The sequence below is a fragment of the Burkholderia sp. 9775_39 genome (genome assembly GCF_015712225.1).
Taxonomy (GTDB): Bacteria; Pseudomonadota; Gammaproteobacteria; order Burkholderiales; family Burkholderiaceae; genus Burkholderia; species Burkholderia cenocepacia.
This window is the reverse complement of sequence record NZ_JACCQC010000014.1, coordinates 194072-205799: the sequence shown is the minus strand read 5'-3', so window position 1 is coordinate 205799 and position 11728 is coordinate 194072. Positions and strand designations below refer to the sequence as shown.

Here is an 11728-nt window from a genome sequence, read left to right as displayed (position 1 = left end):
GGGTGGGGGAGGCGGTGGACGACGACATGATGATGGAATTGGGTGGTGCGGCGGATTATAAGTCGAATCCGCGATATGCCGGTCTGTCAGACGTACCGGCAGCGCGATTTTGACCGTCTGGCCGAGGCCCGCGCGCGGTAATCGTCGATCGGTTTTGACTTCGGTGCTAACCCCATGTATAATCACGTGTTTTCCGCGCGTGGTGTGCGGAAAAATTGGATCCAGAGTGAGGTTCTCAATGTACGCGGTCATAAAAACCGGCGGCAAGCAGTACAAGGTTGCCGTTGGCGAAAAACTCAAAGTAGAACAGATACCGGCTGACATTGACGCTGAAATCACGCTCGACCAGGTTCTCGCAGTGGGCGAAGGCGAATCGATTAAGTTCGGTACGCCGCTGGTCAGTGGGGCTTCCGTCAAGGCCACCGTTGTGTCGCACGGTCGTCATGCCAAGGTCACCATCTTCAAGATGCGTCGCCGGAAGCACTACCAAAAGCACGGCGGCCACCGCCAGAACTACACTGAGCTGCGCATCGACGCGATCAACGCGTAAGCGCCTCGGTAAAGGAGCAATCAGATGGCACACAAAAAGGCAGGCGGCTCTTCCCGGAACGGCCGCGACTCCGAGTCGAAACGTCTCGGCGTGAAAGTGTACGGCGGCCAGGCAATCAATGCCGGCGGCATCATCGTGCGTCAGCGCGGTACGCGCATGCACGCTGGCGAGAACGTCGGCATGGGCAAGGATCACACCCTGTTCGCGCTGGTCGACGGTCACGTCAAGTTCGCGACGAAGGGCGCGGACAAGAAGCATCTGGTCATCGTCGTCCCGGCGGCTGCCTAAGTCAGGCACCCACGGGCTTCGTAGCCGAAAGGCCCCGCAGTCTTCGCGGGGCCTTTTTTATTGGGTCGCCGCCTGCAAATGCGGGCCGGCGACCCTCGCGCGAGCGGCGTACGATCGGCCGAACGGCAGATTGTTCAAGCGTGCCGGCGCGCGGCACAATAGCGGAAATACTGGGCGGAGTGACGAATGAAGTTCATTGACGAAGCACGAATCGAAGTCATCGCCGGCGACGGAGGCGATGGCAGCGCGTCGATGCGCCGCGAGAAATTCGTCCCGTTCGGCGGTCCGGACGGTGGCGACGGCGGCCGCGGCGGTAGCGTTTACGCGATCGCCGACCGCAACATCAACACGCTGATCGACTACCGTTACGCGAAGAAGCACCTCGCGCGCAACGGCGAAAACGGTCGCGGCTCGGATTGCTACGGCAAGGGCGGCGACGATGTCACGCTGCGCATGCCGGTCGGCACCATCATCAGCGACATGGACACGGGCGAGCTGATCGCCGACCTGACCGAGCACGACCAGCGGGTGATGCTCGCGCAGGGCGGCGCCGGCGGCCTCGGCAACCTGCATTTCAAGTCGAGCACGAACCGCGCGCCGCGCCAGAAGACGGACGGCAAGCCGGGCGAGCGGCGCATGCTGAAGCTCGAGCTGAAGGTGCTCGCCGACGTCGGCCTGCTCGGCATGCCGAACGCGGGCAAGTCGACCTTCATCTCGTCGGTGTCGAACGCGAAGCCGAAGATCGCCGACTACCCGTTCACGACGCTCGCGCCGAATCTCGGTGTGGTGCGGGTCGGTCCGAGCAAGAGCTTCGTGATCGCCGATATCCCGGGGCTGATCGAAGGCGCGGCCGAAGGCGCGGGCCTCGGGCATCAATTCCTGCGCCACCTGCAGCGTACCGGTGTGCTGCTGCATCTGGTCGATCTCGCGCCGTTCGACGAAAGCGTCGATCCGGTCGCGGAAGCGACGGCGATCGTCGGCGAGCTGCGCAAGTACGACGAGGCGCTCTACGAGAAGCCGCGCTGGCTCGTGCTCAACAAGCTGGACATGGTGCCGGAAGACGAGCGCGAGGCGCGCGTCGCGGATTTCCTCGACCGCTTCGGCTGGGACGGCCCCGTGTTCGAGATCTCGGCGCTGACGGGCCAGGGCTGCGAAGCGCTGTGCTACGCGATCTACGACTACCTTTCCGAGCATTCGGACGCGCATCGCGCGGCGGAGGCGGAGGATCTCGCGGCCGACGTGCGTTTCCGCGATGCGCCGCCGGCGAAGGGCGGCGCGACGCCGGGCGACGACGCCTGAGCGTTCGCCAACGCGCCGGGCGTGCCGCCCGGCGTTGGCGTTCAATCGCGCCCGGCCGGGCAGGCATCAGATACAGGAGACAGTGCAGGATGCGTTCGATCATCGCGGATTCGAAGCGATTGGTGGTGAAGGTGGGCTCCAGCCTCGTGACCAACGACGGCAAGGGGCTCGATCATGCTGCAATCGGCCGCTGGGCGGCCCAGATCGCTGCGCTGCGTGCGCAGGGCAAGGAAGTCGTGCTCGTCAGTTCGGGCGCGATTGCCGAAGGTATGCAGCGGCTCGGCTGGAGCAAGCGGCCGCGGGAAATCGACGAGCTGCAGGCCGCCGCCGCGGTCGGCCAGATGGGGCTCGCGCAAGTCTACGAAAGCCGCTTCACCGAGCACGGCATCCGCACTGCGCAGATCCTGCTCACGCATGCCGATCTGGCGGACCGCGAGCGCTACCTGAATGCGCGTTCGACGCTGCTCACGCTGCTGCGGCTCGGCGTCGTGCCGATCATCAACGAAAACGACACGGTCGTCACCGACGAAATCAAGTTCGGCGACAACGACACGCTCGGCGCGCTCGTCGCGAACCTGATCGAAGGCGACGCGCTGATCATCCTCACCGACCAGTCGGGGCTGTTTACGGCCGATCCGCGCAAGGACCCGAATGCGACGCTCGTCGGCGAGGCCAATGCGGGCGCCCCCGAGCTCGAGGCGATGGCAGGCGGCGCGGGTTCGAGTCTCGGTCGCGGCGGGATGCTGACGAAGATCCTCGCGGCGAAGCGTGCGGCGCACAGCGGCGCGAATACCGTGATCGCGAGCGGCCGGGAGGCCGACGTGCTCGTGCGTCTGGCGGCCGGCGAGGCGATCGGCACGCAACTGATCGCACGGACCGCGCGGATGGCGGCACGCAAGCAATGGATGGCCGACCATCTGCAGGTCCGCGGCCACGTCGTGATCGACGCGGGCGCGGTCGAGAAGCTGACGGCCGGCGGCAAGAGCCTGCTGCCGATCGGCGTGATCGACGTGCAGGGCGCATTCGCGCGCGGCGAAGTCATCGCATGTGTCGGCCCGGACGGGCGCGAGGTGGCGCGCGGGCTCACGAACTACAGCAGTGCGGAAACGAAGCTGATTCACCGCAAGCCGAGCGGCGAGATCGAGACCGTGCTCGGCTACATGCTGGAGCCCGAACTGATTCATCGCGACAACCTCGTGCTGGTGTGATCGCCGGCCGGGTGCCGTCGTTCAAATGAAAAAGCCCGCGCAATGCGGGCTTTTTCGTGCGGCGGGACGATGCGGGCGGCCCGCATCGCGTACCGTCAGCGCAACTGCGTCATCGCGGTGCGGTGGAACCGGATGTTTTCGAGGATCTGCCGGGTCGAGCCCTGCGGCATCTTGTTCGCGCAGAAGTAGTCCTGGTAGAGCGCGGAGTGGTAGGCGTTCAGCTCGCCGTTCTCGATGCGCCGCCAGTCGTTCTCGACCGTGCGATCCCAGCCGTTGTGGTCGGCGTTCAGGCCCGCGTACTGGCGCCATTCGTAGGTGTCGCAGCGGATGCCTTCGTAGTTCACGTTGCGGGCACCGGCCGGGCTCGTGATGACGACTGCGTAGCGCACGACGCCGTCGGTGCCGACGTCGAGCGACTTCGCATCGACGAAGAACTTGAGTGGCGTGTTCTGCGACACGTTGAACGGCAGCAGATCGCCCGTTTGCGGCAGCGGCGGCAGCGTGTCGACGGTATTTTCCTTCCAGCTTCCCTGACGGTCGAGCAGGTACACGAACTCGCTGTCATCCTTGTTGGACGGCGCTTTCGAGTTCGCGCAGCCGGCCAGGGCGGCCAGCGCGGCGATCGATGCGAGCGCGAGAGCAATCGCTTTCAATATGCATTCCTCGTAAAAAAAGGGCGCGACACAAGGTCGCGCCCGGTCATGCAGTCCGACTCGTCATTTGCCGACGATCACGCGGGGCGGCATCTCGTCGAGCGTGCTCGCCTCCACTTCGATCTCCGAACAGACTACCGATGCGTCGACAATCGTCAGCGTCTGGGCCTGTGCGCCGATGACGCGCGGATAGCGCGACACACGCGGCCCGCGCGGCTTCTCGGCTCGCTGCGCCGGGCGGCGCAGGAAGCGCGACAGTTCCGTCAGCGCCAACTGATAGACATCCCGCTTGAACTCGATCACCGCATCGAGCGGCACCCAGTACTCGTTCCAGCGCCACGCATCGAACTCCGGGTGGTCGGTCGCGCGCAAGCAAATGTCGCAATCGCGTCCAACCATCCGCAGCAGGAACCAGATCTGCTTCTGGCCGCGGTAATGACCGCGTACTTCGCGTTTGATGAACTTGTCAGGCACCTCGTAACGCAACCAGTCGCGAGTGCGGCCGATTATCTTGACGTGTTCCGGATGCAGGCCCGTTTCCTCGTGCAGTTCCCGGTACATCGCCTGCATGGGGGTCTCGCCGTACTTGATCCCACCTTGAGGAAACTGCCAGGAATGCTCGCGGAGCCGCTTGCCCCAAAACACCTCGTTGCGCGCGTTCAAGAGGATGATGCCGACGTTCGGGCGAAAGCCTTCACGATCCAGCATACAACCACCTTCGAATCCTTTAAAATTGCTTTGATTATAAACAGATAACGGGCGCTGCGCACCGTGACGGAGCGAATCCGCGCGGGGTACGCCGGCTGAATTGTCCCTGATTAGTCTGCTACGTCGTCTGCGCCATCGTCGTCCCTCGTTGTTCGCCGCGCGCAGCTTTTTCACCTTGAAACTTTTTCGGGCGCCCCGCCTGGGGGCGCCGTTTTTGGAACCGTCCGCATGAAAGCTTCCCGTTTCTTTATCGGCACCCTGAAAGAGGCACCCGCCGACGCAGAGATCGTCAGCCACAAGCTGATGGTCCGCGCCGGCATGATCCGTCGCGTCGCCGGCGGCATCTACAACTACCTGCCGGTCGGCCTGCGTTCGATTCGCAAGGTCGAGGCGATCGTGCGCGAGGAAATGAACCGGGCGGGCGCCATCGAGCTGCTGATGCCGGCCGTGCAACCGGCCGAGCTGTGGCAGGAGTCGGGTCGCTGGGAGCAGTACGGCCCCGAGCTGCTGCGCTTCAAGGACCGCAAGGACAACGATTTCGTGATCGGGCCGACGCACGAGGAAGTCGTCACCGACATCGCGCGCAACCAGATCAAGAGCTACCGGCAGATGCCGGTGAACTTCTACCAGATCCAGACGAAGTTCCGCGACGAGATCCGTCCGCGCTTCGGCGTGATGCGCGGCCGCGAATTCATCATGAAGGACGCGTATTCGTTCGACAAGGATGCGGCCGGCCTGAACGAGTCGTACCGCAAGATGTACGACGCGTACGTGCGCATCTTCTCGCGCCTCGGCCTCGAGTTTCGCGCGGTCGCGGCCGACAGCGGCTCGATCGGCGGCAACTTCTCGCACGAGTTCCACGTGATCGCCGACACCGGCGAGGACGCGATCGCGTACTGCCCGACGTCCGAGTTCGCAGCGAACGTCGAGGCGGCCGAAGCGCTGCCGCTGATTGGCGAGCGCGCGGCGCCCGCCGAAGCGATGGAAAAGGTCGCGACGCCCGGCAAGGCGAAGTGCGAGGCCGTCGCCGAACTGCTGTCGATCCCGCTCGAGCGCACGATCAAGTCGATCGTGCTCGCGACCGACAACGAAGGCGCCGAGCCGACCATCTGGCTCGTGATGCTGCGCGGCGACCACGACCTGAACGAGATCAAGGTGTCGAAGCTGCCGGGCCTGAAGAACCATCGCTTCGCGACCGAGCAGGAAATCGTCGAGTGGTTCGGCACGCCGCCGGGCTACCTCGGCCCGGTCGGCACGAAGAAGCCGGTGAAGGTGATCGCCGACCGCACGGTCGCGAACATGAGCGACTTCGTCGTCGGTGCGAACGAGGTCGACTATCACATCGCCGGCGTGAACTGGGGCCGCGACCTGCCGGAGCCGGACGTCGCCGACGTGCGCAACGTGAAGAAGGGCGATCCGTCGCCGGACGGCAAGGGCGTGATCGACATCTGCCGCGGCATCGAAGTCGGCCACGTGTTCCAGCTCGGCACCAAGTACTCGGAAGCGATGGGCGCGACGTTCCTCGACGAGTCGGGCAAGCCGCAGCCGATGCTGATGGGCTGCTACGGCATCGGCATCACGCGTATTCTCGGCGCGGCGATCGAACAGAACTTCGACGACCGCGGCATCATCTGGCCGGAGTCGATCGCGCCGTTCGAGGTCGTGCTGTGCCCGATGGGCTATGACCGCAGCGACCTGGTGCGCGAGACGGCCGACAAGCTGTACGCGGAACTCGTCGCGGCCGGCATCGACGTGATCCTCGACGATCGCGGCGAGCGCCCGGGGGTGATGTTCGCCGACTGGGAACTGATCGGCGTGCCGCATCGTCTGGTGATCGGCGAGCGCGGCCTGAAGGAAGGCAAGATCGAGTACCAGGGCCGCCGCGATGCCGAAGCGACGCTGCTGCCGGCCGACACGGCCGCGGCGACGGTCGCCGAGAAGATCCGCGCCGCGCTCGCGCACTAAGCGCGGCGACCGGGGGACACGATGGAATACACGTTCCTGTCGGCCACCGTGCTCCTCGTGCTGATCACGGATCCGCTCGGCAACATCCCGCTGTTCATTTCGGCGATGCGGGATGTGCCGCGCGAGCGGCGCGTGAAGCTGATCCTGCGTGAAGTGGGGATCGCGTTCGTGATCCTGCTGTTCTTCATGGTGGTCGGCGACCGCTTCCTGCGGATGATGAGCCTCACCGACCTGTCGCTGCGGCTCGGCGGCGGGATCGTGCTGTTCCTGATCGCGCTGCGGATGATCTTCCCGCATCCGGACGGCGCGCTCGGCAGCGATCCGCGCGCGGGCGGCGAGCCGTTCATCGTGCCGCTCGCGATTCCGGCGCTGGCCGGGCCGTCCGCGCTCGCGACGGTGATGCTGCTGACGTCGCAGGCGCCGGGCAAGATGTTCGAGTGGGTCGGCGCGCTGACGGTCACGATGATCGTCTGCGCGATCACGCTGGTGCTGGCCGAAAGGATTCAGGCGTGGCTCGGCGAACGGACCGTCGCGGCGTTCGAGCGGCTGATGGGCCTCGTGCTCGTCGCGATCTCGGTCGAGATGCTGCTCGCGGGCATTCGCGCGTTCGTGCACCAGTTGCAGCCGTAGCGCGGGCGGTCGACGAAAAAAAGCGGCGCGCCGGGAAACCGGCGCGCCGCTTTCTGTTTATATGGCGGGCAGGGCGGCGATCAGACGTTCGCGGTCAGCGCGCGGATCGTCGGCAGGTTGCGCCAGTAGCCCTTCGCGTCCATCCCGCAGCCGAACACGTAGCGGTCAGGCACCGAGAAGCCGCAGAAGTCCGGGTGCAGCGGTTTCGCCTTCGCGAGCGTCTTCTCGCACAGCACGGCCGACATGAAACGCTGCGCGCCCATGTCGAGGATGCGGTCGCGGATCGCGGCCATCGTCTCGCCTTCGTCGAGGATGTCGTCGAGTACGAGCACGATGCGGTCCTTCACCGATTCGCGCGGCGCGACGCGCCAGTGCATCTCCGGGCTGCCCTGCGTCGTGTTGCGGTAGCGGGTCAGGTGGATGTAGTCGAATTCGAGCGGGAAATCGAGATGCGGCAGCAGCATCCCGGTAAACACCGCGGCGCCGCCCATCACCGAGAGAACGAGCGGGAACGCGTCGCCGATCTCGGCGCGGATCGCGTCGGCCATCTTCGAGATCGACGCGTTGACGGCGTCGGCCGAGACGATCTCTTCGGAGTGGTCGAAAATGTGGAGGGCTTCTTCGCGGTTCATGTGTTCTGGCGGGCAGTCGGTATACAAATAAGAATGAAGCAGAACGGCAGGCGCGCGCTACGGCAAAAACCCGCGCGCCGGCCGACGGGCGAAATCAGCGCATGCCGGGCATCATGCCCTTCAGGCCGCGCATCATCTTCTGCATGTTGCCGCCCTTCAGCTTCTTCATCATCGTACGCATCTGGTCGTACTGGTTCAGCATCCGGTTGACTTCCTGCACCGGCACGCCCGCGCCGGCTGCAATGCGGCGCTTGCGCGTCGCCTTGATGATCTCGGGTTTCGCGCGCTCGGCGGGCGTCATCGAGCTGATGATCCCTTCCATCCGGCGGATCGACTTTTCGGCCTGGCCCATGTCGGCGCCGGCCGCCGCCTGCTGGAACTGCGCGGGGAGCTTATCCATCAGCGACGACAGGCCGCCCATGTTCTTCATCTGCGAGATCTGCGCGCGGAAATCGTTCAGGTCGAAATCGCCGCCTTTCTTGACCTTGTCGGCGAGCTTCTGCGCGGCCTGGACATCGACGCCGCGCTGCGCCTCCTCGACGAGCGCGAGGATGTCGCCCATGCCGAGGATCCGGTTCGCCATCCGGTCGGGGTGGAACACCTCGAGGCCGTCGAGCTTCTCGGCGACGCCGACGAACTTGATCGGCTTGCCCGTGACGTGACGCACCGACAGCGCGGCGCCGCCGCGCGAGTCGCCGTCGAGCTTGGTCAGCACGACGCCGGTGAGCGGCAGCGTGTCGTTGAACGCCTTCGCGGTGTTGACCGCGTCCTGGCCGAGCATCGCGTCGACGACGAACAGCGTTTCGGCCGGCTTCAGCGTGCCGTGCAGCGCGGCGATTTCCTGCATCATCGCCTCGTCGATGCCGAGGCGGCCGGCCGTGTCGACGAGCAGCACGTCATGGTAGTGGCGCTTCGCCCAGTCGACGGCGGCGAGCGCGATGTCGACGGGCTTCTGGTCCGGCGTGGACGGGAAGAAGTCGGCGCCGACCTGCTCGGTCACCGTTTTCAGCTGCATGATCGCGGCCGGGCGATACACGTCGCACGACACGGTCAGCACCTTCTTCTTGTACTTCTCGCGCAGCAGCTTCGCGAGCTTGCCGACGGTCGTGGTCTTGCCCGCGCCCTGCAGGCCGGCCATCAGGATCACGGCGGGTGGCGTGACCGCGAGGTTCAGCTCGGCGGCCTTGCCTTCGTAGTCGCCGCCGATCACGGCGGTCAGTTCCTTCTGGACCACGCCGACGAGCGCCTGGCCCGGCGACAGGCTGCTGATCACTTCTTCGCCGAGCGCCTTTTCCTTGACCTTGGCGATGAATTCGCGAACGACCGGCAGCGACACGTCGGCTTCCAGCAGCGCGAGACGCACCTCGCGGAGCATCTCCTGCGTGTTCGCCTCGGTGAGCCGGGCCTCGCCGCGCAGCGTCTTGACGACGCGCGCCATCCGTTGAGTGAGATTGTCGAGCATGGGGAGCGATGGACAGTGGGGCCCGAAGGCGCGGCGGAACCGAACAAAGGGAGCCGTCGCGGGAAGGGGGCCTAGTGTAAACTTCGAACATGGATATTGTACTGTATGCCCTCACCGCATTCCTGTACGGCGGCCTCGCCGTCGCAGGCTGGCGCTCGCACCGCCAGGGCGCGACGCCGCTCGTCGCGAGCGTGCCGGCCGTGCCGGTTCCGGCGTCCGCCGCGTCCGGGATGAGCGGGGCCGGCCGCGCGCTGCTGTTCGCCGCGCTGGTCGCGCACGGCGTGCTGCTCCACATGACGATCTTTCCGAACGACGCGATGGTGTTCGGCTTCGCGTTCGCGCTGTCGGCGATGTTCTGGCTCGGCGCCGGCATCTACTGGATCGAGAGCTTCTTCTTCCCGCTCGACAGCCTGCGCCTGCTGGTGCTGCCGCTCGCGTGCGGCGCGTCGCTGCTGCCGCTCGTGTTCGGCGGCGTGCGGGTGCTTCCTTATGCCGCAGCGCCGCTGTTCAAGCTGCATTTCCTGATCGCGAACATCGCCTACGGGCTGTTCGCGATCGCCGCGCTGCACGCGATCCTGATGCTGATGGTCGAGCGTCGCCTGCAGTCGCTGAGAAGCGGTGGGCGCGACGGCTCGACGGGCTGGATCGCGAGCTGGCTCGAAACGCTGCCGCCGCTGCTCACGCTCGAGAAGCTGCTGTTCCGCCTGATCGGCGCCGGCTTCGTGCTGCTGACGCTGACACTCGCGTCGGGCATCCTGTTCAGCGAGCAGGTCGACGCGCGCATGTTGCGGCTCGACCACAAGACGGTGTTCGCGATCCTGTCGTGGCTGATGTTCGGCGGCCTGCTGGTTGCCCGCAAGACGTCGGGCTGGCGCGGCCGCGGCGCCGCGCGCTGGGTGCTCGTGTCGTTCGCCGCGCTGCTGCTCGCGTATGTCGGCAGCCGGTTCGTTTTCGAGGTGCTGCTGCACCGCTCCGTGGTTTGACCGCAGGTTTCCGATGCGACAGATTCTTCTCCTGATCCTTCTCTTCTTCGCGGGTTCGTGGCTCGCGCGCAAGCTGCGCCACGCGCAGGAACAGGCGCAGGCGCGCGCCGGCCGCGGCGCCGGTTACGACGGTGCGCCCGGTGCTGGCGCCGGCGCCGCGCGCCCGAACGGCGACGCGCGGTCGCTGCCGGAACCGATGGTGCGCTGCGCCGAATGCGGCGTGCATGCGCCGAAGGGCGACGCCGTGGCCGCGAGCGGCGAATACTTCTGCAGCGTCGAGCATGCGCAGCGCCACGCCGCGCGCGTGAACGGCCGCGACGCGCGATGAGCGACGCGCCGGCGTTGTCGGTCGACGCGAACGGCTGGGTGCGCGAAGCGCGCCATGCGCCGTCGCCGAACTTCGAGATGCGGCCCGCGGGTGCGGTGCCGACGCTCGTGGTCGTCCACAACATCAGCCTGCCGCCCGGCGAATTCGGCGGCGACGCGATCGAGGCGCTGTTCCTGAATCGCCTCGACTGCGATGCGCACCCCTATTACCAGAGCCACCGGCGCGGCGTGCGCGTGTCCGCCCATTTCCTGATCCGCCGCGGCGGCGAGCTCGTGCAGTTCGTGTCGTGCGACGAGCGCGCGTGGCACGCGGGCGCGTCCGAGTTCTTCGGCCGCACGCGCTGCAACGACTTCTCGATCGGCATCGAGCTCGAGGGCGCGGACGACGTGCCGTTCGACGATGCGCAATACGCGGTGCTCGCCGCGCTCTCCCGCGCGCTCGCCGCGCGCTACCCGGTCGACGCGTTCGCCGGGCATTCGGACGTCGCACCGGGCCGCAAGACCGACCCGGGCCCGCATTTCGATTGGCAACGCTTCGCGAGCGATGCCGGTTTTTCCGCCGAATACTTTCCTTTCCGTCAGCACTGATCGCGGGTTTTTTTGAGCGGAGAAAGTTTTTTCTCCGACCAATGCCTTGCCGTGTCTGCGCGTGAGCGATGTCAAGACCTCTATCGCAAATTATCCGTTTGGACGTCCTCCGAATGTCCACTATACTTGGTGCCAGTTGAGTAGTTCTGTACTAGATATAGTGTGTGTCGCAGGGGAAAACCCGAGCGGCACCAGCCGGCGGCCACGCCGGCGGACAGGGTTCTCAGGGCGGCGCGTCAGGCCGGGCGGTCCGGGCGGCGCGATCAGCGCAGCGAACATCGACGGGGCAGGGTATACATGACGAAGCACACGACCGGTTTGGTTGTCGCGCATCGACCGAACCGGCTTCCCCGGCGCATCGCTCGCCTCTTACCGCTCGCGCACCGCATTGCGCAGCGTTCGTTTTAATCCGCGGTTCTCTCCGCACCATCCAAC

General features: G+C 66.0%; 13 protein-coding genes. 9 read left to right on the top strand and 4 right to left on the bottom strand.

The window, feature by feature from the left end; all coding sequences use genetic code 11:
* Window positions 1-238: 238 nt before the first annotated feature.
* The 4 genes from rplU to proB all read left to right on the top strand — a co-directional run bounded on the left by rplU (window position 239) and on the right by proB (window position 3345).
* Complete coding sequence (gene rplU, locus H0X90_RS20430; RefSeq protein WP_006025184.1) at window positions 239-550, top strand: 50S ribosomal protein L21; 312 nt, start codon at window positions 239-241, stop codon at window positions 548-550.
* Window positions 551-574: 24 nt separating this feature from the next.
* A complete protein-coding gene (gene rpmA, locus H0X90_RS20425) occupies window positions 575-838 on the top strand; it encodes a 50S ribosomal protein L27 (protein ID WP_006476999.1) in 264 nt (87 codons plus the stop codon).
* Between the two features lie 186 nt (window positions 839-1024).
* Window positions 1025-2137 carry a GTPase ObgE gene (obgE, locus tag H0X90_RS20420; protein ID WP_006489254.1) on the top strand — a complete coding sequence of 371 codons (1113 nt, stop codon included), beginning with the start codon at window positions 1025-1027 and terminating at the stop codon, window positions 2135-2137.
* A gap of 89 nt (window positions 2138-2226) precedes the next feature.
* Window positions 2227-3345, top strand: coding sequence for a glutamate 5-kinase (proB, locus tag H0X90_RS20415; RefSeq protein WP_006476997.1), 1119 nt, complete (start codon window positions 2227-2229; stop codon window positions 3343-3345).
* A 95-nt stretch (window positions 3346-3440) separates the two neighbouring features.
* Here the strand turns inward: proB and H0X90_RS20410 are convergent, their stop codons facing one another.
* Window positions 3441-3998, bottom strand: a complete 558-nt coding sequence (locus H0X90_RS20410) for a CNP1-like family protein (RefSeq protein ID WP_006489238.1) — start codon at window positions 3996-3998, stop codon at window positions 3441-3443.
* 63 nt (window positions 3999-4061) lie between these two features.
* The gene (locus H0X90_RS20405; protein WP_006496762.1) at window positions 4062-4706 is read right to left on the bottom strand and encodes an RNA pyrophosphohydrolase; all 645 of its coding nucleotides are present in this window, start codon (window positions 4704-4706) and stop codon (window positions 4062-4064) included.
* Window positions 4707-4934: 228 nt separating this feature from the next.
* Between H0X90_RS20405 and H0X90_RS20400 the strand changes: the two genes are divergently transcribed.
* Together H0X90_RS20400 and H0X90_RS20395 are read left to right on the top strand one after the other, a co-directional pair.
* A complete protein-coding gene (locus tag H0X90_RS20400; protein ID WP_077189466.1) occupies window positions 4935-6671 on the top strand; it encodes a proline--tRNA ligase in 1737 nt (578 codons plus the stop codon).
* A 21-nt stretch (window positions 6672-6692) separates the two neighbouring features.
* A complete protein-coding gene (locus tag H0X90_RS20395) occupies window positions 6693-7301 on the top strand; it encodes a MarC family protein (protein WP_006496761.1) in 609 nt (202 codons plus the stop codon).
* An 80-nt stretch (window positions 7302-7381) separates the two neighbouring features.
* On the opposite strand, the gene H0X90_RS20390 is transcribed toward H0X90_RS20395, so the two are convergent.
* Window positions 7382-7933: a hypoxanthine-guanine phosphoribosyltransferase gene (locus tag H0X90_RS20390; RefSeq protein ID WP_006489240.1), complete on the bottom strand. Its 552-nt coding sequence runs from the start codon at window positions 7931-7933 to the stop codon at window positions 7382-7384.
* Between the two features lie 94 nt (window positions 7934-8027).
* Window positions 8028-9395, bottom strand: a complete 1368-nt coding sequence (gene ffh, locus H0X90_RS20385) for a signal recognition particle protein (protein WP_006476982.1) — start codon at window positions 9393-9395, stop codon at window positions 8028-8030.
* Between the two features lie 89 nt (window positions 9396-9484).
* Between ffh and H0X90_RS20380 the strand changes: the two genes are divergently transcribed.
* Genes H0X90_RS20380 through ampD form a run of 3 tightly spaced genes read left to right on the top strand, consistent with a single transcriptional unit; the run spans window position 9485 to window position 11293 of the window.
* Window positions 9485-10378: an inner membrane protein YpjD gene (locus H0X90_RS20380; RefSeq protein ID WP_006489256.1), complete on the top strand. Its 894-nt coding sequence runs from the start codon at window positions 9485-9487 to the stop codon at window positions 10376-10378.
* Between the two features lie 13 nt (window positions 10379-10391).
* Entirely contained in the window at window positions 10392-10706 is a 315-nt protein-coding gene (locus H0X90_RS20375) for a PP0621 family protein (RefSeq protein ID WP_006496759.1), read from the top strand.
* A complete protein-coding gene (gene ampD, locus H0X90_RS20370; RefSeq protein ID WP_196438161.1) occupies window positions 10703-11293 on the top strand; it encodes a 1,6-anhydro-N-acetylmuramyl-L-alanine amidase AmpD in 591 nt (196 codons plus the stop codon). Before H0X90_RS20375 ends, ampD begins: the two co-directional genes overlap by 4 nt.
* Window positions 11294-11728: the final 435 nt, after the last annotated feature.

Bases quoted from the DNA above. Each gene is read 5' to 3' on its own strand.
- rpmA (WP_006476999.1), top strand. From the start codon at position 575: ATGGCACACAAAAAGGCAGGCGGCTCTTCCCGGAACGGCCGCGACTCC.
- proB (WP_006476997.1), top strand. From the start codon at position 2,227: ATGCGTTCGATCATCGCGGATTCGAAGCGATTGGTGGTGAAGGTGGGC.
- obgE (WP_006489254.1), top strand. From the start codon at position 1,025: ATGAAGTTCATTGACGAAGCACGAATCGAAGTCATCGCCGGCGACGGA.
- ffh (WP_006476982.1), bottom strand. From the start codon at position 9,395: ATGCTCGACAATCTCACTCAACGGATGGCGCGCGTCGTCAAGACGCTG.
- rplU (WP_006025184.1), top strand. From the start codon at position 239: ATGTACGCGGTCATAAAAACCGGCGGCAAGCAGTACAAGGTTGCCGTT.
- H0X90_RS20380 (WP_006489256.1), top strand. From the start codon at position 9,485: ATGGATATTGTACTGTATGCCCTCACCGCATTCCTGTACGGCGGCCTC.
- H0X90_RS20400 (WP_077189466.1), top strand. From the start codon at position 4,935: ATGAAAGCTTCCCGTTTCTTTATCGGCACCCTGAAAGAGGCACCCGCC.
- H0X90_RS20395 (WP_006496761.1), top strand. From the start codon at position 6,693: ATGGAATACACGTTCCTGTCGGCCACCGTGCTCCTCGTGCTGATCACG.
- H0X90_RS20375 (WP_006496759.1), top strand. From the start codon at position 10,392: ATGCGACAGATTCTTCTCCTGATCCTTCTCTTCTTCGCGGGTTCGTGG.
- ampD (WP_196438161.1), top strand. From the start codon at position 10,703: ATGAGCGACGCGCCGGCGTTGTCGGTCGACGCGAACGGCTGGGTGCGC.
- H0X90_RS20390 (WP_006489240.1), bottom strand. From the start codon at position 7,933: ATGAACCGCGAAGAAGCCCTCCACATTTTCGACCACTCCGAAGAGATC.
- H0X90_RS20405 (WP_006496762.1), bottom strand. From the start codon at position 4,706: ATGCTGGATCGTGAAGGCTTTCGCCCGAACGTCGGCATCATCCTCTTG.